This is a genomic window from Mesorhizobium sp. M1342 (genome assembly GCF_040317955.1).
Classification (GTDB): Bacteria; Pseudomonadota; Alphaproteobacteria; order Rhizobiales; family Rhizobiaceae; genus Mesorhizobium.
In genome coordinates this window covers 18,161-37,303 of the sequence record NZ_JAMYLI010000046.1, presented here as the reverse complement: position 1 = coordinate 37,303, position 19,143 = coordinate 18,161, and the positions used below count along the sequence as shown (strand labels likewise).

Annotated in this window: 16 protein-coding genes; 2 read left to right on the top strand and 14 right to left on the bottom strand. The window is 63.0% G+C overall.

Translation table 11 applies throughout. From position 1 onward, the window contains the following. Together NKH06_RS30625 and NKH06_RS30620 are read right to left on the bottom strand one after the other, a co-directional pair. The coding region (locus tag NKH06_RS30625; protein WP_352894987.1) for a potassium transporter Kup at positions 1-1,444 on the bottom strand (1,444 nt) is incomplete at its 3' end. A 103-nt stretch (positions 1,445-1,547) separates the two neighbouring features. Next, positions 1,548-2,288: a pyridoxine 5'-phosphate synthase gene (locus NKH06_RS30620; protein ID WP_023813048.1), complete on the bottom strand. Its 741-nt coding sequence runs from the start codon at positions 2,286-2,288 to the stop codon at positions 1,548-1,550. Positions 2,289-2,423: 135 nt separating this feature from the next. Here NKH06_RS30620 and NKH06_RS30615 point away from each other — a divergent pair, with 135 nt between their 5' ends. Then, the gene (locus tag NKH06_RS30615) at positions 2,424-2,846 is read left to right on the top strand and encodes a SpoIIAA family protein (protein WP_352442857.1); all 423 of its coding nucleotides are present in this window, start codon (positions 2,424-2,426) and stop codon (positions 2,844-2,846) included. Here NKH06_RS30615 and NKH06_RS30610 read toward each other — a convergent pair. The 10 genes from NKH06_RS30610 to NKH06_RS30565 all read right to left on the bottom strand — a co-directional run bounded on the left by NKH06_RS30610 (position 2,839) and on the right by NKH06_RS30565 (position 15,040). Continuing rightward, entirely contained in the window at positions 2,839-3,966 is a 1,128-nt protein-coding gene (locus NKH06_RS30610; protein ID WP_352442881.1) for an ATP-dependent DNA helicase, read from the bottom strand. The genes NKH06_RS30615 and NKH06_RS30610 overlap by 8 nt on opposite strands. Positions 3,967-4,111: 145 nt before the next feature. After that, the gene (locus NKH06_RS30605; protein ID WP_352442858.1) at positions 4,112-4,471 is read right to left on the bottom strand and encodes a nitrile hydratase accessory protein; all 360 of its coding nucleotides are present in this window, start codon (positions 4,469-4,471) and stop codon (positions 4,112-4,114) included. Then, entirely contained in the window at positions 4,458-5,117 is a 660-nt protein-coding gene (gene nthB / locus NKH06_RS30600) for a nitrile hydratase subunit beta (protein WP_352442859.1), read from the bottom strand. The genes NKH06_RS30605 and nthB overlap by 14 nt, the downstream gene beginning before the upstream one ends. Further along, the gene (nthA, locus tag NKH06_RS30595) at positions 5,114-5,737 is read right to left on the bottom strand and encodes a nitrile hydratase subunit alpha (RefSeq protein WP_352442860.1); all 624 of its coding nucleotides are present in this window, start codon (positions 5,735-5,737) and stop codon (positions 5,114-5,116) included. Before nthA ends, nthB begins: the two co-directional genes overlap by 4 nt. A gap of 80 nt (positions 5,738-5,817) precedes the next feature. Further along, positions 5,818-8,979 carry an efflux RND transporter permease subunit gene (locus NKH06_RS30590; RefSeq protein WP_352442861.1) on the bottom strand — a complete coding sequence of 1,054 codons (3,162 nt, stop codon included), beginning with the start codon at positions 8,977-8,979 and terminating at the stop codon, positions 5,818-5,820. Further along, a complete protein-coding gene (locus tag NKH06_RS30585; protein WP_352442882.1) occupies positions 8,976-10,235 on the bottom strand; it encodes an efflux RND transporter periplasmic adaptor subunit in 1,260 nt (419 codons plus the stop codon). Before NKH06_RS30585 ends, NKH06_RS30590 begins: the two co-directional genes overlap by 4 nt. A gap of 242 nt (positions 10,236-10,477) precedes the next feature. Further along, positions 10,478-11,074, bottom strand: a complete 597-nt coding sequence (locus NKH06_RS30580; protein WP_127293144.1) for a LysE family translocator — start codon at positions 11,072-11,074, stop codon at positions 10,478-10,480. A gap of 114 nt (positions 11,075-11,188) precedes the next feature. Further along, complete coding sequence (ilvN, locus tag NKH06_RS30575; protein ID WP_023757090.1) at positions 11,189-11,761, bottom strand: acetolactate synthase small subunit; 573 nt, start codon at positions 11,759-11,761, stop codon at positions 11,189-11,191. Between the two features lie 86 nt (positions 11,762-11,847). Then, positions 11,848-13,629, bottom strand: coding sequence for an acetolactate synthase 3 large subunit (locus NKH06_RS30570; protein WP_081734942.1), 1,782 nt, complete (start codon positions 13,627-13,629; stop codon positions 11,848-11,850). A gap of 256 nt (positions 13,630-13,885) precedes the next feature. Next, positions 13,886-15,040, bottom strand: a complete 1,155-nt coding sequence (locus NKH06_RS30565) for a DUF6600 domain-containing protein (RefSeq protein ID WP_352442862.1) — start codon at positions 15,038-15,040, stop codon at positions 13,886-13,888. A gap of 420 nt (positions 15,041-15,460) precedes the next feature. Here NKH06_RS30565 and NKH06_RS30560 point away from each other — a divergent pair, with 420 nt between their 5' ends. Then, on the top strand, positions 15,461-17,281 hold the full coding sequence (locus NKH06_RS30560; RefSeq protein ID WP_128305787.1) for an NAD(P)/FAD-dependent oxidoreductase: 1,821 nt from the start codon (positions 15,461-15,463) through the stop codon (positions 17,279-17,281). A gap of 70 nt (positions 17,282-17,351) precedes the next feature. Here the strand turns inward: NKH06_RS30560 and tmpB are convergent, their stop codons facing one another. Next, positions 17,352-17,942, bottom strand: coding sequence for a (R)-1-hydroxy-2-trimethylaminoethylphosphonate oxygenase (gene tmpB, locus NKH06_RS30555; protein WP_128305786.1), 591 nt, complete (start codon positions 17,940-17,942; stop codon positions 17,352-17,354). Beyond that, the gene (tmpA, locus tag NKH06_RS30550) at positions 17,939-19,090 is read right to left on the bottom strand and encodes a 2-trimethylaminoethylphosphonate dioxygenase (protein ID WP_023813060.1); all 1,152 of its coding nucleotides are present in this window, start codon (positions 19,088-19,090) and stop codon (positions 17,939-17,941) included. The genes tmpB and tmpA overlap by 4 nt, the downstream gene beginning before the upstream one ends. Between the last annotated feature and the right edge of the window lie 53 nt (positions 19,091-19,143).

Genomic DNA, 19,143 nt, shown 5'->3' with positions numbered 1-19,143 from the left:
GATTGCCGGCGAGGAAATCGAGCGGGATTTCGTTGCGGCGGGTCTTGTCGAACAGATAGCGGCTGCCGCGCACCCAGGTCCACATGGCCAGCACGATGGTGAAGGCCACGGCCAGCGAGGCCCAGCCGCCCTCGAACACTTTGACGATGTTGGAGGCAAAAAAGCCGACGTCGATGAAGCCGAACAGCGCCGTCATGGCGACCGCCACACACAGCCGCCATTTCCAAATCCGCGTCATGACCACAAACAAGAGCACTGTGGTCACCAGCATGTTGCCGGTCACCGAGATGCCGTATGCCGACGCCAGCCTGCTGGATTCGCCGAAGCCGACGACCAGCATCATCACCACCAGCGCCAGCAGCAGGTTGACGCGCGGCATGTAGATCTGGCCGGACTGTTTCTCCGAGGTGTGCAGGATTTCAAGGCGCGGCAGCATGTTGAGCTGCACCGCCTGCCTGGTCAGCGAGAAGGCGCCCGAGATCACCGCCTGGCTGGCGATGACCGTCGCGGCGGTCGCCAGCACGACCATCGGGATCAGCGTCCAGCCTTCGTTCATCTCAAAGAAAGGATGGCCGACGACGCCGTTCTTGGCCAGCACGAAGGCACCCTGCCCGGCATAGTTCAGCAGCAGGCACGGGAACACGACCCACAGCCAGGCGAGCACGATCGGCTTGCGGCCGAAATGCCCGAGATCGGCATAGAGTGCTTCCGCACCGGTGACGGCGAGGAAGATGGCGCCGATGGTCACGAAAGCGACGTCGGGCGAATTGATCAGAAACGCGACGATGTAGTGCGGGCTGATCGCCCACAGGATTTCCGGATCGGCGATGATGTGGTTGAGGCCGGAAAGGCCGATCGCCAGGAACCACACCGCCGTCACGGGACCGAAGACCAGCCCCACACCCCCCGTGCCGAAACGTTGCACCGCAAACACCATGGCAAGGATGACCAATGTCAGCGGCACGACATAGGGCTGGAAGGTCGGCGTGACGACATTCATGCCCTCAACCGCCGACAGCACCGATATCGCCGGCGTGATGACGGCATCACCGAAGAAAAGCGATGCCCCGACAATGCCGATGCCGAGCATCAGCGCCGAGCGCTTGGGGAAACTGCCGCGCGCCAGCGCCATCAGCGACAGCACGCCGCCCTCGCCGCGGTTGTTCGCCCGCAGCACGAACATGATGTATTTGATGGTGACGATGATCGTCAGCGACCAGATGATCAGCGACAAAACGCCCAGAATATCGCCGCGCTGGGCGACTTGTCCGCCCGACGACGCCACCAGCGCCTCGCGAAAGGCGTAGATCGGGCTGGTGCCGATATCCCCATAGACGACACCGAGCGCGCCCAGCATCAGAACCTTGGTGCTGTGCTGCTCGACTTCCGAATGGCTCGATTGTTCGACGGGTTCTGCCTCACTACCAGTATTGGTAAGGGCCATGGACGACACTCCGATAAGCGCGCGGTGCTCTACGCTTGCTGCAATGCAATATCAAGTGCCGTCGCGTAATGGCTGCCATGCCTGCCACGCGAGGCTGCCATCGCTACCATCCGCAGGCCTTGAGGAACCGACCCACCGTGCCGGCCATGCCATACTCCAACGCGTCGGCTGTCAACCCATGTCCGATCGACACTTCGGCCAATGCCGGAATGCGCTTGGCAAGTGCGGGCAGATTGCTGACCACCAGATCGTGCCCGGCATTGACCTGAAGCCCGGCAGCAAGCGCGGCGTCGGCGGTTTTTCCCAGTCTTTCCAGCTCCTTGGCCGCTTTGGCGGAATCTGTGTGATAGCTACCATATGGACCCGTATAGAGTTCGATACGGTCGGCGCCGACATCGCGGGCGGCCGCCACCCAATCGGGGTCCGGATCGGAAAACAGCGACACGCGAAAGCCCCCCTTTTTCAGACGCTTGACGATCGGTGTGAGGAACGCGGCCCGGGTGGCGAAGTTCCAGCCATGGTCCGATGTCGCCTGGGCCGGATCGTCCGGCACCAAAGTCACCTGTTCGGGCTGGTGCTTTTCCACAAGCACCAGGAAATCCTCGGTCGGATAGCCCTCGATGTTGAATTCCGCGCGCGGAAACTCGTCGTCGATCAGCGACCGAATCTCAGGCAGATCGGAGTGTCTTGTGTGCCGCTCGTCGGGGCGTGGATGCACCGTCAGCCCATGCGCTCCGGCCGCCAGCGCAATGCGGCCGAGGCCGGTCACGCTTGGCCACGGCAGGTCGCGCCGGTTGCGCAGCATGGCGATGGCATTGAGGTTGACGGAGAGCTTTGCAGGCATGCGGGTGGCCTCGGAAATCATTCAACGCGCCCACCTATAATGCCTTTGACGGGAACAGTAATGCCTTTGGTGGGAACAGACTGGGGGTTTCGCGTGTTCCAAGCCTGATGAGCGAACCCGGGAAAGGACGCACCGATGAATTTTCTCGATGAGGTTCCGGCAATCCGCCGTATCGAGACCAGCCGCGACGACCTTTTCGCCATCGATGTCGTCGGGCACGTTTCCGCGGCCGACGGTGAAAATCTTTTCGGGCTGCTGGAGGCAGCCTATGCCCTGCACCCGCGCATCGATGTGCTGGTGCGCCTCGTCGACCACGATGGCGTCGACTGGGCCGACATCGCGGACGAGACCCTGAAGCAGGGTGCCATTCATGCATTGGAACATGTCGGCCGTTGCGCAACCATCGGCGAACCGGACTGGATAGCGGACGCACAACGCTTTCTGCCGTCCTCACCGCCCATCGAAATCAGGCATTTCAGGGCGGAGGACGAGGCTGCCGCCTGGCAATGGCTTGCCGCACAGCCTATCGGGGCAACAGCATCCGGAGCCCCTACCTGACGATCGTCAGCCGTTCGGCCGCCCGCGTGATGGCGGTGTAGAGCCAGCGCTGGCGGGTTTCCTTGAAGGCCCAGCTTTCATCGAACAGCACAATCTCGTTCCACTGCGAGCCCTGCGCCTTGTGCACGGTCAGCGCGTAGCCATAGTCGAAATCGTCGAAGCGCTTCTTCTGCTGCCAGGGGATATCGGCATCGGGATCCTCGAACGCCGCCTTGAGCAGCTTGATCTTGGCGACGCCACGATCCGGATCGTCCTCTTCCGGCGACACCAGAAGGTTGATGCCGGGCTTCACCGTCTCGCGCGACGAGGTCATCACCTTCCACAGCGAGCCATTGAGCAGGCCCTTGGCCGGATCGTTGCGCAGGCAGACCAGCTTGTCGCCGGCTTGCGGATAATCGGCGTTGAAGCCCTTGAGCTCGCGCAGCCGCTGATTGTAGCGGCGACGCGTGCGGTTGGTGCCGACCAGCACCTGGTCCGCCTTCAGCACCAGCTCCTGGGTGACGTCTTCCTTGCCGATCACCTGCGCCGTGCCATAGTCGCCACGCATGAATTCACGGCCCTCGCGCACATCGAGCGCCAGCCGCAGGATCGGGTTGTCGCGCGCCTGCCGGTGGATTTCGGTCAGCAAAAAATCCGGCTCGTGGTCGGTGAAGAAGCCGCCGCCCGAGATCGGCGGCAGCTGGCCGGGGTCGCCCAGCACCAGGATCGGCGTGCCGAAACTCATCAGGTCGCGGCCGAGCTGCTCGTCGACCATCGAGCATTCGTCGATGACGACCAGTTTCGCCCGCGTAATCGGGCTCTGGCGGTTGAGCGAGAAGGTCGGCGACATCGACGTCTTGCCGGTGACCTCGTCCGATACCGATTCCTCGCCCTTCGGCCGATAGATCAGCGAATGGATGGTGCGCGCATTGACTGCACCCTTGGAGCGCAGCACCTGCGCCGCCTTGCCGGTAAAGGCGGCGAACTGCACCTGGCCGTCGACATGTTCGGCGAAATACCGCGCCAAGGTCGTCTTGCCGGTGCCGGCATAGCCGAACAGCCGGAACAGCTGCGGCTGGCCGGTCTTCAGCCATTGGGCGACCGCCTGCAGCGCGTCGTCCTGTTGGGGAGAGAATTCCATCAGTGCGACAGACCGGATTCGCAGGGGAAAGACAAGATCGGTTGCCACCATCATCGATGCGCCGGGACGCTTCAATGCCGCCGACGGGTCAGGCTATCAGGCACAGACAAGAACGTAAAGGGAACATACAAGCTCATCCCACACCTTATCGAATCGGCTGGGGATCGTTTTCTAGCAGGATCGGCTTGCCGTGCGGCGTGGCATGCGCGGCGCGCTCCCAGGCTTCAGCCATAGCGTCGACATCCGACTTCGCGGCCAGCCCTTTGGTGGCAAGCAGGCTTTCCAGCGCCGCCAGCCAATGTTCGTAATAATCATGGCCGTCCGCTGCGGCGCCCGGTCTCTTCACTTCTTCCGACAGTGCCTGCGCCCACTCGCTCCACGAAAACAGGCCCTTGTCGTGCAACGCCACCGTCATGGCGAACGCCTCGGCCTGCCATGGTTCGGCGAAAACAGGGGCATCGACGCCCGGAGGCAAATCGCCAACGAAGCCATCACGCCGGCTCAAGATAGCTCTCCCAGGCGTCGATCGACACAACAAGCATCGGGTCGGCGCCCTCGCCCCAGATTTCCGGCCCTTCGAAAACCACGGTGTAGACCCATTGCGGATTTTCGCCGTGTCCATGCGCGTTGCTGTCGGGGAACACGAAGCCATCGCGCACGGCCTCGATTCTACCCTGCTTGCCGCGTGCGTAGCGCGGCAGCCGCGTGTGGCCGGTCGGGTTGAAGTTCTTGGTCCGCACAGGATCGCCGGCCTTGAACCGCGCCGGCTGTGCCACCGGCCGGTCGCAAGGCCCGCCCTTGGCCAGCACGGCAGGCACGTTTTCCGCCTTCAGCACCCTTTTCGGTGTCGCAGCCGGATCAATCGCTCGGCCCTCAGCCAAATCGCGCTCGCTGACAAACCCATGGCGCTTGAGCAGCACCTCCAGCGCCTTGATCCAGATCTCGTAGTAGCTGGAGGCATAATAGTCGGCCGGATGCAGTGATTCCCGCGCATGCCGGCTCTCGTCGATGTTCCAGGCTCCCATGGCGCCGGCAGTCAGCGTCACGCCGAGCGCCCGCCTCTCCCATGCGGCATGAAAATACGGCTCGTCCTGTTCGGGCGCGACGGGACCGAACCCCATTTGTCCGCCGAGATCCTGCGGCCCGTTCATGCCGGCTGCCCCTCTATTTCAGGTCTTTGGGCCAAGCCGGTCCCGATCATCGCATCACGGCTGACCAGTTCCGCCAGCCGCTCCTCGCTCCAGCCTTCGGTATTTTCGGGCCGCATCGGCACGACGAGATAGCGCAGCTCGGCAGTGGAATCCCAGACGCGGATTTTCTTGTCCGCCGGCAGCGTCAGCCCGAACTCCTCCAGCACGCCGCGCGGATCGATGACGGCACGCGAACGATAGGGCGGCGCCTTGTACCAGACCGGCGGCAGGCCGAGCACCGACCACGGATAGCAGGAGCACAGCGTGCAGACGACGAGATTGTGCGTCTCCTCGGTGTTGAACACCGCCTGCATGTGCTCGCCCTGACGGCCGGTGTAGCTCAGCGATTCGATCGCCGCCGTCGCATCGCGTTTCAGCCATTCGGCATAGGCGGGATCGCTCCAGGCCTTCGCCACCACCCTGGCGCCGTTGCGCGGTCCGATTTTCGTCTCGTAGGTATCGACGATGACGTCGATCGCCGCCGGATCGATCAGCCCCTTTTGGGTGAGGATGGTTTCCAGCGCGCGGACGCGGGCGGTAAACGGATCGAGTTCGTTGTCGTGGCCATGATCGTGTGACATGGCCGCAAACTACGTTTCCAGCGATGCCGCCGCAAGCGCAACGGCTTGGGCCAACGGCACATGGCGCTGGCCCTGTCACATCATTCGGCCGCCGCCCGCTGCGGTTCGGGCAGCATGTCTTCCCTTGGTTTGAACAGCGAGAGCTGGTCGACATCTTCGACCGGGCTCGGCTCGCCCTTGCGACTTGACCAAAGCCCGACCAGCCAGCCCGAGAAATTCTCCATGTAGACATAGATCACCGGCGTCACGAACAGCGTCAGCGCCTGCGAGGCAAGCAGGCCGCCGACAACGGCAACGCCCAGCGGCTGGCGCAGCTCGGCGCTGGCGCCGGTGCCGAGCGCGATCGGGATGGTGCCCATCAGTGCCGCCAGCGTCGTCATCATGATCGGCCTGAACCGCATCAGGCACGCCTTGTGGATCGACTCGGTCGCCGACATGCCTTCTCGTCGCAGTTCGAGCGCGACGTCGACCATCATGATGCCGTTCTTCTTGACGATGCCGATCAGCATCAGGATGCCGATCACCGCGATGACAGACAGATCCATGCCGGCGAAGCGCAGCGCAACGACCGCTCCTAGCACGGCCGACGGCAGGCCGGTGAGGATCGTCAGCGGGTGGATGAAGCTCTCGTAGAGTATGCCGAGCACGATGTAGATGGTCAGGATTGCGCCGCCGACCAGAAAACCCTGGTTGGCAAGAGAATCCTGGAAGGTCTTGGCCGTGCCGGCGAAGGTGGTCGAGATCACCGTCGGCATGCCGATCTGCTCCTTCAGCGCATTGATGCGCGTCACGCTGTCGCCCAGCGCCACGCCCTGCGGCAGATTGTAGGAGATGGTCACGGCTGGAAGCTGGCCGAGCTGGTTGACAGTCAGGGCGCCGGCCGTGCGATCGACCCGGGCGAAGGCGCCGAGCGGAACAAGACTGCCGCTCGCCGTTCTCATCTGGATGGCCAGCATCCGCTCGGGCGACCACTCGATCTTGGGATCGAGCTCGGTGATAACTTCGTAGCTGTCGGCCGAACCGAAGATTGTCGAAACCTGGTCGGTGCCGAACCCGCCATAGAGGGCGGAGCGCAACGTGTCGGTGTCGATACCGAGCTGGGCGGCCTTGTCGCGATCCACCACCAGCGTCGCCTGCAACGCATTGTTCTGCAGGTCGCTGGTGACGTCGGTGAAGTTCGCATGGTCGGCAGCCATCGCGTCGTTCAGTTTCTGCGCCCAAATATCGGTCAGGCCGGTATCAAGGCCCTGAACCACGAGCTGGTAGGCGCTTGCCGACGACCGCGAGCCCAGCCTCAAATTCTGCACCGGCTGCATGTAGGTCTCGATGCCCGCCACGCCGGCCAGTTGCTTGCGCAGATCCGAAAGCACCTTCTCGATATCGGGGCGCTGGTCCTTGCCCTTGAGCTGGACGAAAAGCTGCCCCTGATTGAGCGCATTGTTGCCGCTGCCCGCCGACCACGCCACATGGTCGACATAGGGCGAATGCGAGAAGACACTGGCGACCTGTCCTTGCAGCCTGGACATGGCATCGAAAGAGATGTCCTGACGTGCGATGGTGGTCACCGATATCTGGCCGATGTCCTCCTGCGGGAAGAAACCCTTCGGCGAAGTCTGGATCAGCCACACCGACGCTGCCGCGGTGCCGACGAAGACGAGGAACACCAGGAAGGTGTGGCGCAGGCAGAAGCTCAAGACCCTGTCGTAGCCGCGGGTGACGAGGTCCTGCTTATGACCGGGGCCATGCTTGTCACGGTCGGCTTTGGTCACCGACAGCAGCCGCGAGCACAGCATCGGCGTCAGCGTCAGCGACACGAACATCGACGCCAGGATGGCGACCGTCACCACGACGGCGAACTCGTTGAAGATGCGCCCGATGACGCCACCCATCAGCAGCACGGGGATGAACACCGCCACCAGCGAGATCGAGATCGAGATGATGGTGAAGCCGATTTCGCGCGCGCCCTTCAGCGAGGCGTCGAAGGCCGACAGCCCGTCCTCCTCCATATGGCGGAAGATGTTTTCAAGCATCACGATGGCGTCGTCGACGACGAGGCCGACCGCCAGCGTCAGGCCCATCAGCGATATGTTGTCGATGGAAAAGCCGAACAGGAACATCGCGCCGAGCGTGGCAATCAGCGAGATCGGCACAGCCACGGCCGGAATGATCGTCGCCGTTACCCGGCGCAGGAACACGAAGATCACCATGATCACCAGGGCAATGGTGAGCAACAGCGTGAACTGCACGTCGCTGACCGCCTGCCGGATCGAACTGGAGCGGTCGTTAAGCAGCTTGATGTCGGCGGCGGCCGGCATCTGGTCCTTGAAGGACGGCAGCATCGCCTTGACCTTGTCGACGACGTCGACAGTGTTGGCGTCGGGCTGGCGTTGCACCGCCATGATTATCGCGCGGGTGCCATCGTACCAACTTGCGGTGGTGGTGGTCTGCACCGAATCGACCACGCGGGTCACCTCGCCCAGCCGTACCGGATGGCCGTCCTTGGTGGCGATGATGATGTTGGAGAAACCGGCGGCGTCGGTCAGCTGCGTGTTGGCGGTGATGGTGAGCTGCTGCTTGTCGTTCTGCAGCACGCCCAGCGGCGTGTTGCTGTTGGCCGAGGCGACCGCCGCCTGCAGCTGATCGATCGAGATGCCGCGCGCGGCAAGCGCGGTCGGGTCGATCTGGATGCGCACCGCGTATTTCTGTTGGCCGAAGATCGAGACCTGCGCCACGCCGTCGATGGTCGACAGCGACGGCGAGATGACATTTTCCGCGAAAGCATCGAGATCGGTCAGCGGAACCGTGTCGCTGACCAGCGACATCAAAAGGATCGGCGCGTCGGCCGGATTGACCTTGCGATAGCTCGGCGGCGCCGTCATCTGCGGCGGCAATGATTTCTGCGTGCGCGCGATCGCCGCCTGCACATCGGCCGCCGCCGCATCGATGTCGCGGTTGAGCACGAACTGGATGGCGATCGAGGTCTGGCCAAGCGAGTTCGTGGTCGAGATCGAATCGATGCCGGCGATGGTGGCAAACTGCTTGATCAGCGGCGTCGCCACCGATGTCGCCATGGTTTCCGGCGAGGCGCCGGGCAGCGAAGCCGAGACATTGACCACCGGGAATTCGGCGCTGGGCAGTGCGGCCACCGGGAGGAACTTGTAGGCGAACAGCCCGCCCAGCACGAGGGCGAACGACATCAGAAGGGTGGCGACGGGTCGGCGTATGCAGAATTCGGAGATCATTGGGCCGCCTCGCCGGCGTTGGTCGCCTCGGCCACCTTGGGCGCGGCTGCACTCGCCGTGGCCTTGCCTTCATGCACGGCGGCGCCGTCCTTCAGCCTTGTCTGACCTTCGGTGACAACCTTCTCACCGCTTTTCAGCCCCTGGCTGATGGCGCTGTTGTCGCCTTCGGTCAGCGCCACCTGCACCGGGCGCATCTCGACCGTGTTGTCCGGCTTGACCACATAGACGAACGGCCCCTTCTGGCTTGGCTGCACCGCGACCGTGGGAACCGATGTCATCTGCGGCATGATGCCGGCGTCGAGCACGACATTCACATACTGGCCGGGCCATAGCGAAAGATCGGCATTGGGAATGCTTGCCCGCGTGGCAATCGTGCCCGACGCGGTGTCGACGCTGGAGTCGACGAAATCGAGCGTACCCTTGCCGATCGGCGTCGGGTCGCCATCCTTGGTCAGCGTCACCGCGCCCTGCTGCGGGTTGGCGAGCGCCTTGTGCAGCAGGGCCAGATTGCTCTCGGGAAGATTGAAGTTGACCTGCAGCGGGTCCATCTGGGTGATGGTCACCAGCGGAGTGGCCGTGCTGCTGTTGCCATTGCTGACGGTGACGAGATCGCCGACGGCGACGCTGACAGCGCCCAGCCTGCCGGAAATCGGCGCCGTGATCGTGGCGAAGCCAAGCTGGACATTGTCGGCGTCGATTGTCGCCTTGTCGGCATCGACAGTCGCTGCGGCAGCCTTCTGCGCGGCGACGGCCTGGTCGTAGGTCTGCTGCGTGCCGGCCTGCTTGGCGACCAGATCCTTCGCGCGCTGAAGATCCGACTGCGAGCTGGCGAGCATCGCCTGATCCTTGGCGAGCGCCGCCTGATCCTTGGCAAGCTGCGCCTTCAGCGCCCGGTCATCGAGCGAAAACAGAACGTCGCCGACCCTGACCATCTGCCCGTCCTTGACATCGATGGAGACGATCTGGCTGGACACGCGCGCATTGATGTTGACGACGGCTGGAGAGGAGACGAAGCCGATCGCGTAGCGCCGGATCGGGAAATCGGCTGTCGAGGCGACGGCCGAGAGGATCGAGGCCGAGCGCCCGGCATTGTCGGCCTTCTTGTCCGAAGCCGTGGCCTGTTTGTCCGGCGCGGCAACCTGCTTTGCGCCGATAACCTGCTGGACCCTGCCCAGCGCATCAGGCGAGAGATAAAGCCACCCGGCCGCACCCAGGCAGGCGACGGCCAGCAACGAAAGAACGACTTTTCCACGCATGGTCAAAGGCCCTCTCCACCCGACACGTCGTGGTCCGATGGTTCTATTCCAACGCGGCCCGTTGCCGCGATTTCGCCGAATAGATAGGACACGCCTTTGTCGGAAAAGGGCCAAAAGGCGGCATTACGAAGATTTAATGTGCACTGCACAACGGATGTGCAACACGGGCTCAATCCCGATCTGGGCGGTACGCCCGAGACTCCGGATCCTGTCCCTTAAAGATCAGATGATGCGCCCCGGGCCTACCTCAGCATCGGCCAAAGCGTCGCCGCCAGCAGCACGCCCATGGCGATGTTGAACCATTTCAGCCGCACCGGGTCCGACAGGAAACCGCGCAGTGCGGTGCCGAACCCAGCCCACACCGAGACGCTCGGCAAATTGACGATGGTGAAAGCCACGGCGATCAACACCACCGACAGGAACGGGTGCTCGGCATTGGCATAGACGGCCATGGCGGTGATCGCCATCACCCACGCCTTGGGATTGACCCACTGGAATGCGGCTGCCTCGATGAAGCGCATGGGCCGCGCTTTCGTCTCGCCCTTGCCGGTCAGCGTGCGCGACATGGCGATCTTCCAGGCGAGGTACAAAAGATAGGCGCCGCCGGCGATCTTGAGCGCGGTATGCAGCGCCGGAAACGCCGTCAACACAGCGCCGAGGCCAAGACCGACGGCAAGCAGCAGCACGAGGAAACCCATGCTGATGCCCAGCATGTGCGGAACGGTTCTGACGAGGCCGAAATTCACGCCCGATGCCAGAAGCATGAGATTGTTTGGCCCCGGCGTGATCGACGTCACGAAGGCGTAGACAAGCAGGGCAAGGAATGCGTCGAGCGACATGGATATCTTCCCTGACAAGTCAGCATCTTGTCTCTTCTCGGCGACCCCGCAAAGGTACGGACGGCCTCACCATGGAAACTGGCTGACGCGTTCGACGCCAGCCCCGCCGAAGTCCTACATCGCCTGCGGGCCGCGGTTCAACGCTGCCACGCCGGTGCGGCAGATTTCGACCAGGCCGAGCGGTTTCATGATGGCGATGAACTGGTCGATCTTGGAGCCTTTGCCGGTGATCTCGAAGATGAAATGCTCGGTGTTGGCGTCGATGACGCTGGCGCGGAACGCATCGGCCAGCCGCAACGCCTCGACGCGGGCCTCGCCGGTGCCCGCGACTTTGACCAGCGCCAGTTCGCGCTCCAGCGGCCGCTCCTGGCCGGATTCATGCGAACGCACGGTCAGGTCGACGACGCGGTGAACCGGCACGATGCGCTCGAGCTGGTGCTTGATCTGCTCCAGCACATGCGGCGTGCCGCGCGTCACGATGGTGATGCGCGACAGGTGTTTTTCATGCTCGGTCTCGGAGACGGTCAGGCTCTCGATGTTGTAGCCACGCCCGGAAAACAGGCCGATGACCCTGGCAAGCACGCCCGGCTCGTTGTCGACCAGCACGGAAAGCGTGTGGTTTTCCGGCTTTTCCGTCTCCTTGGCGATGAAATAGGCGGAGCCGGTCGGTTGTAGCTGTGCGTTCATGACATGAATCTCGTTTTTCAAGCTCTTGAGCTAATTCTCTGTTTGCGCGGGGCTTTCTCGCGACAGCCCTGCCTTGGTTCTGCCGGCTACACCAGTTCCCTGCCCTTGGCGTCGATGGCATTGGCCACCGCCTCGTCGGTCGCCTCGTCGGGCAACAGCATCTCATTGTGCGCCTTGCCCGACGGAATCATCGGGAAGCAGTTGGCGAGCGTCGCCACGCGGCAGTCGAACAGCACCGGCTTCCTGACCGAGATCATCTCCTTGATCGCGTCGTCCAGCTCGTCCGGCTTCTCGCAGCGAATGCCGTGGCCGCCATAGGCCTCGGCCAGCTTGACGAAGTCCGGCATCGCCTCGGTGTAGGAATGCGACAGCCGGTTGCCGTGCAGCAACTGCTGCCACTGCCGCACCATGCCCATATACTGGTTGTTCAAGATAAAGATCTTGATCGGCGCGTCGTGCTGCACGGCCGCGCTCATCTCCTGCATCGTCATCTGCACGGAGGCGTCGCCGGCAATGTCGATTACCAGCGCGCCTGGATGCGCGATCTGCACGCCGAGTGCCGCCGGCAGGCCGTAACCCATCGTGCCCAGCCCTCCCGACGTCATCCAGCGGTTCGGCTTCTCGAAATGATAGTGCTGCGCCGCCCACATCTGGTGCTGGCCGACCTCGGTGGTGATGTAGGTGTCCAGACCCTTGGTCAGTTCGTAGAGCCGCTCGATGGCGTATTGCGGCATGATCACGTCGTTGTTCATCTTGTAGGCGAGCGAGTCGCGCGCACGCCATTTGGCGATCTGCTCCCACCAGGGGTAGAGCGCCTTCTTGTCGGCCTTGGCGCTCGCACGCCACAAACGCACCATATCCTCCAGCACCCGGCCGACATCGCCGATGATCGGGACCTCGGTGTGGACGTTCTTGTTGATCGACGACGGATCGATGTCGATGTGGATCTTCTTCGAGTTCGGCGAGAAGGCGGTCAGCCGCCCGGTGATGCGGTCATCGAAACGCGCGCCGATGCAGATCATCACGTCGCAGTCATGCATGGCCATGTTGGCTTCATAGGTGCCGTGCATGCCGAGCATGCCCATCCAGTTCTTGCCCGATGCTGGATAGGCGCCGAGGCCCATCAGCGTCGAGGTGATCGGGAAACCGGTGAGATCGACCAGTTCGCGCAGCAGATGGCTCGCTTCCGGGCCGGAATTGATGACGCCGCCGCCGCTGTAGATGATCGGCTTCTTGGCACCGGCCATCAGCTCGACCGCCGCCTTGATCTTTTCCAGGTCGCCCTGGACCTTTGGCTGGTAGCTGGTGCGCGGCGCGATCTGCGGCGGGACGTAGAATCCCCTGGCGAACTGCACGTCCTTCGGGATATCGACGACGACCGGACCGGGGCGGCCGGTGGTCGCGACATGGAAAGCCTCGTGGATGGTCGCAGCGAGCTCGTTCACGTCCTTCACCAGCCAGTTGTGCTTGGTGCAGGGGCGGGTAATGCCAACCGTATCGCATTCCTGAAAAGCGTCGGAGCCGATCAGCGAGGTCGGCACCTGCCCCGTCAGGCAGACCAGCGGGATCGAATCCATCAGCGCGTCCTGCAGCGGCGTCACGGCATTGGTGGCGCCGGGACCGGAGGTCACCAGCATGACGCCGGCCTTGCCGGTCGAGCGCGCATAGCCTTCGGCTGCATGGCCGGCGCCCTGCTCGTGGCGCACCAGTATGTGCTCGACATCGTCCTGCTGGAAGATCTCGTCATAGATCGGAAGGACAGCGCCGCCGGGATAGCCGAAGACATGCTTGACGCCATTGTCCTTCAGCGCCTGCACCACCATTTCGGCACCTGTCATCTCGCGCCGCTCGTTCTGTCCGTTGCTCATCGGTCTGGTCCCGTACTGTCGCCATTGGGCGTTTGCTGGTCGTTTAGTCGTGTTTCAGGCAATAAAAAAGGCCCCCGAGGGAGCCTGTGTCTTGCGCATGGGGGGTTTTTGCCCGGCGGTTACACCGCCTTGCCCACGCGCTTTCCTACGAGAATGAGTGCCGTTTTCATGGTGGCGGACACTAAGGGCGGGCAAGGCAGCCTGTCAACGGGAAAAATCGCGCCGGCGCGCACAGCGTACAGGCGCGACTGCGGTGTCAGCCCGGCGCCTTGCAGCGGGAAACGCGTGGATCGCATTTGGACGCCTTCCTGGCCTCCATCTTCTCTGGCGGATGGTGGGGTGCCACCCTTGCCGGGCCATGGTGCTGGGGCATGTGCATTGCCAACGCTTGCTGATGCGGCTTTTGTTGCCCGCCACCGAGTGCAAGACGCTGCCCCGAAACCGGCTTGGGCGAAACCGGTTTGGGCGACGATTTGACAACGATGCGTCCGTCGCCCGCGGTCCTGTCGACATGCAGCTTGAGCGCATCGGCCTTCGCGCCGTTGCCGGCGACCATCCGCTTGCTCACGGCGTCGCCAGGCTTCACGACGGCCGGATTGCTGGCAGCCACCGCGCCGGGGGAAATGGCCTTGCCGCCGATCGCAGTCTTGGAGCCCGCCACGATTTGCCCGTTCCCCTTTGTATTGCCGGCAAGTCTCTTGATCTCGGCGCCCCTGGAAGCATCGAGCCGTGCACTGGCAAACACGCCTTTGCGCGGAGGAACCAATTTTGCCGCCTTGATCGACTCGATGACGGGCTTCGGGAGTTGCTGCAGCCGGGGTCCGGCATTGATTGCAACCACCTGATTGCCAAGCCGCACGTGCGGCGCCTTGTTGACCAGGACCGTCTGGTTGATGATCGTCGTGTTGCGCACGATGCCGACGTTCTCAGTGGCAGGCCGTACCACTCTGACCAGATCGACCGCGCCGATCGCCGCCACCGGCACGAAACACCACCAGGAATCGGCGAAGGCGACATCTACGTCGGGTGGTGCCGGCGCCCAGCCGACATCATTGCCGCCCTGGCGCCAGACCACCCAGGCTGGCGCCCATTGATCGCCGGCGATCCACACCCAGCCAAAATCGGGATCATAGGCCCAGCGGCCATAGTGATAGACGACATCGCCAAATGGCTCGGTGGACTGCCAGTACCAGCCATCGTCGGTCCAGACCCACCTGCCTTCGGTGTAGGGTCGCCATTCGGTACGGACCGAGGGAACCCAGACATCGCCGAAGCGGCTGGAGGTTCGCCATCCGCCATAGTTCGAAAGCCTTTCGCGGACGGTAACGGCAATTTCCGCCGCATGCGCCTGCGTTCCGGGCAGCACCAGCGGGCCGGTCAGGGTCGCGCTCAAGGCCATGACCGCGGCCATTGCCGCTGCGCGTCCACGCCGGCCAAGGGAGCGACATGAAGACGCTTGGATAAAAGGTACGATGATCATAACGGGCTCCAGAGTTCCGCATCCAGAAAATCCCGGGAACCGTCCTGTTGCCCGCCACCGCTTCCCGGCTTCTCACCGATCGGTTGTCATCGGCCTCGGTGACCGCATTGCGGCATTTGACCATCAATTTTGCGCGACCGGCGCGGCATTCACAAATGGAACGTTCGTTTCCGGCGCCCGAGCGATTCCGAAACTGTCCGGCGATCTCACTTATAGGATAGACCATTGAAATCGCTGGAAACTATGGTGGGGCGTGACGAGGGCCGCCATCTCTGACGATACTTGATCGTCCGGCGGCGAGCCCGGCGGAGCCACCACCATGACGATCTGGATTTCACGGGAGGAAACCTGATGCTCGACAAGCCCTCTAGCAAGAACACGGCCCCTAGCAAGAAACTGTCCGACCTGCTCGATCGATTCGGCGCCGCGCTTGCCGCCAATGACATCGAGAAAGCGGTCGATTGCTTTCAAGAGGATTGCTACTGGCGCGACCTCGTCACCTTCACCTGGAACATCAAGACCATGGAAGGCCGCGACCAGGTCCGCGACATGCTGAAAAGCCAATTGTCGAAGACCAGGCCGTCACACTTCGCCATCGCCAAGGGCGAGGACGCGACGGAGAGCGACGGGTTGATCGAAGGCTGGATCAGCTTCGAGACGGAGGTGGCACGCGGCTTCGGCCATGTCAGGCTGAAGGACGGCAAGATCTGGACGCTGCTGACCACCATGGCCGAACTGAAAGGCCACGAGGAGCCGGCAGGCTTTGCGCGGCCGATGGGCGCCAGGCACGGCTCGGGCAAGAACCGTCCGACATGGAAAGAAGAACGCGAGAGGGAAACCGCCGAGCTCGGCTTCAAGACGCAGCCCTATACGGTGATCATCGGTGGTGGCCAGGGCGGTATCGCGCTCGGCGCGCGGCTGCGGCAGCTTGGCGTGCCGACCATCATCATCGAGAAGAACGAGCGGGCCGGCGACAGCTGGCGCAAGCGCTACAAGTCGCTCTGCCTGCATGACCCGGTCTGGTACGACCATCTGCCCTATATCGATTTCCCGAAGAACTGGCCGGTTTTCTCGCCCAAGGACAAGATCGGCGACTGGCTGGAAATGTATACCAAGGTGATGGAGCTGAATTACTGGTCCTCGACCGAGGCCAAAAGCGCTTCCTATGACGACAAGAAAAAGGAATGGACCGTTGTCGTCCACCGCGACGGCAAGGACATCACGCTGAAGCCCAAGCAGTTGGTGCTGGCAACCGGACAGTCCGGCAAGGCCAATCTGCCGAAATTCAAGGGCATGGAGACCTTCAAGGGCGACCAGCACCACTCGTCGAAGCATCCGGGTCCCGACGCCTATGCCGGCAAAAAGGCCGTTGTCATCGGATCCAACAATTCCGCCCATGACATCGCAGCGGCACTTTGGGAAGCCGGCGCGGACGTCACCATGGTGCAGCGCTCGAGTACCCATATCTCCAGGTCCGACACGTTGATGGAAATCGGACTGGGTTCGCTCTATTCGGAGCAGGCGCTGCAGAATGGCATCACCACCGCCAAGGCCGATCTCATCTTCGCTTCGCTGCCCTACAAAATCCTGCACGAGTTCCAGATCCCGGCCTATGCCGAAATGAAGAAACGCGACGCGACATTCTACAAGGGGCTGGAGAAGGCCGGTTTCATGCTCGACTGGGGCGACGACGAATCCGGCCTGTTCATGAAGTACCTCAGGCGCGGCTCCGGCTATTACATCGATGTTGGCGCCTCGCAGCTGATCATCAATGGTTCGATCAAGCTGAAGAGCGGCGTCGACGTCGAAGAGATCAAGCAGCACTCGGTTCTGCTCAGCGACGGGTCGGAATTGCCTGCGGACCTCATCGTCTACGCCACCGGCTACGGCTCGATGAACGGCTGGGCCGCCGATCTGATATCCCGTGAAACCGCCGACAACGTTGGCAAATGCTGGGGCCTCGGCTCGAACACCACCAAGGACCCCGGCCCGTGGGAAGGCGAGTTGCGCAACATGTGGAAGCCGACGCAACAGGAGGCGCTATGGTTCCACGGCGGCAATCTGCACCAGTCACGCCACTATTCGCAGTTCCTGTCGCTGCAATTGAAGGCGCGGCATGAAGGCATCGCGACGCCGGTCTACGGCCTGCAGCAGGTGCACCACAAGGGGTAGGCGAGCGCCATTCCGGTGAAGCCGGAAGAAAGGAGGCACGGCTTGCACCCTGCCTCCTTCCCTGGGGAATTTACGCCGGCTTGCCCGCCGCGAACTGCGTCACCACCCGCTGCAGCAGCGGCACGTAATCGCGAAATGTCCGTGTCTTCATGTTGGCGATCTTGCCGCTCTCGTCCCAGATGCGGACCCGGACCGCTTCCTCATGGAAGGGGTTCTTGCGGAACTCGGCGACCTCCTCGGCATTCATCGGCCCGCCCTGCAGCGACAGCGTGTGCACCGAGGCCTGCGAAAGCCTGCCGAAATAGGTCGGGTCGGTGGCGCAGAGATAGCGCTTGGCGGCGACATGCAGCCTGACGCATTCGACGATGACAGGTGGAAAGAACGGCGCCAGCACCTCGCCGCCGGCCTCGTCATGATGCTTGTCCTCGACATCCTCGGGCGAATAGGTGCCGAACTCGCTGGTGTAATGGCCGATGTCGTGCAGCAGCGCCGCCGCCACCAGTTCGTCCGGCGCGCCGTCCTTTTCAGCGAACCAGGCACCCTGCAGCATGTGCTCCGACATGGTGACGGGTTCGCCGAGATAGGATTCGGCGCCCCGGCGCTCGAAGATGTCGGCGATGAACTCGACGATGGTGTCCGCGTTCAAATCCTGGCCGCTCATTCCGCGGCCTCCTTGAACCCGTGCTCGATTGCCGCGAGCGTCGACAGCAGACCGTCCTTGTCTGCGTAGCAACCCTGCAGCCAGCGCTTACCGGTACCGGAAAACGCCTTGCGGGCATGCATGACGCGGGTGTTGTCGACGATGAACGCTTGCCCCGCTTCGAGCTTGAACGTCACCTCGAAGGATGGATCCTCGATCAGTTCCGCAAACCGGCGATAGGCGGCGTAGTACGCTTCCATATCGCTGAACGGCACGTCGACCGTCGGCGCCAGCGAGCGGTTGTTGAAGCGGATGCAAATCAGCTCGCCATCGGGCCCGAGCTCGATCATCGGCCGCTTCGCCTGCAGCCGCACGCCGGAAGAGCCGGCATACTCGAAGCGCGCCGGGCATGAGCTCAGCAGCCGGAAGCCTTCCGGGTTCTCAGCCTGCAGCGCAGCCGCGACTGCAAACCCATCGACGACACTGGACTCGCCGCCCTCAACCGTATTCTCGATGCAGGACAGGATCTGCAGCGTCGGCACAGGGTCGCGATAGGGATTGTCGGTGTGCGCCTGGAGGCCGAGATTCGTGTAGGCGAGATTGTTCGGATTGACCTCGGCGCGCACTTCGAACCAGCGCCCGTAATTGGTTTCCCTGATGTAGCCGAAAAGATCGGACACTTTGCACAGTGCCCCGGATTCGGTCGGCAGATCGTCCATCACCGCGAAGCCACAGGTTTTCACCGCCGACAGCCATTGCCCCAGCACAGCGCGATCGCGGCTGGCCGCAACATAGCCGGCGCGCGGCACCGAATTCTGCATCGAGGCCTTGGTCCATCGCACGGTGGCCTCGCCTGTCCAGCCGGGCTGGCGGCCTGCGTCACGATCATAGGCATTGGCGCTCAGCCATGCCGCGGGAAAGCTGACCGTCTTCTGCTCGGGCACGAAGCTGACTTCCAGGGCGCCGCCTTTGATCGACGCGGCGCCGATCCTGGTGTCGGCGGGAATGTCGAGAATGGTGATGAGCCGTTGACCATTGCCGGCGCTGCGCGTCTTGTCGTCCAGCGCATTGTCGCGCAGCCACATGGCGTGAAAACGGCTGCGCGACCCGTCCTGCCAGCCAAGGTCGATTGTTCTGCCTTCGTCGCCGATCCGCGCCTGGGTGAGCATGGAGATCCGTTCCTGTCCATTGCGTCCCCCGCAGCCTGATCCGCAGGGTTTCG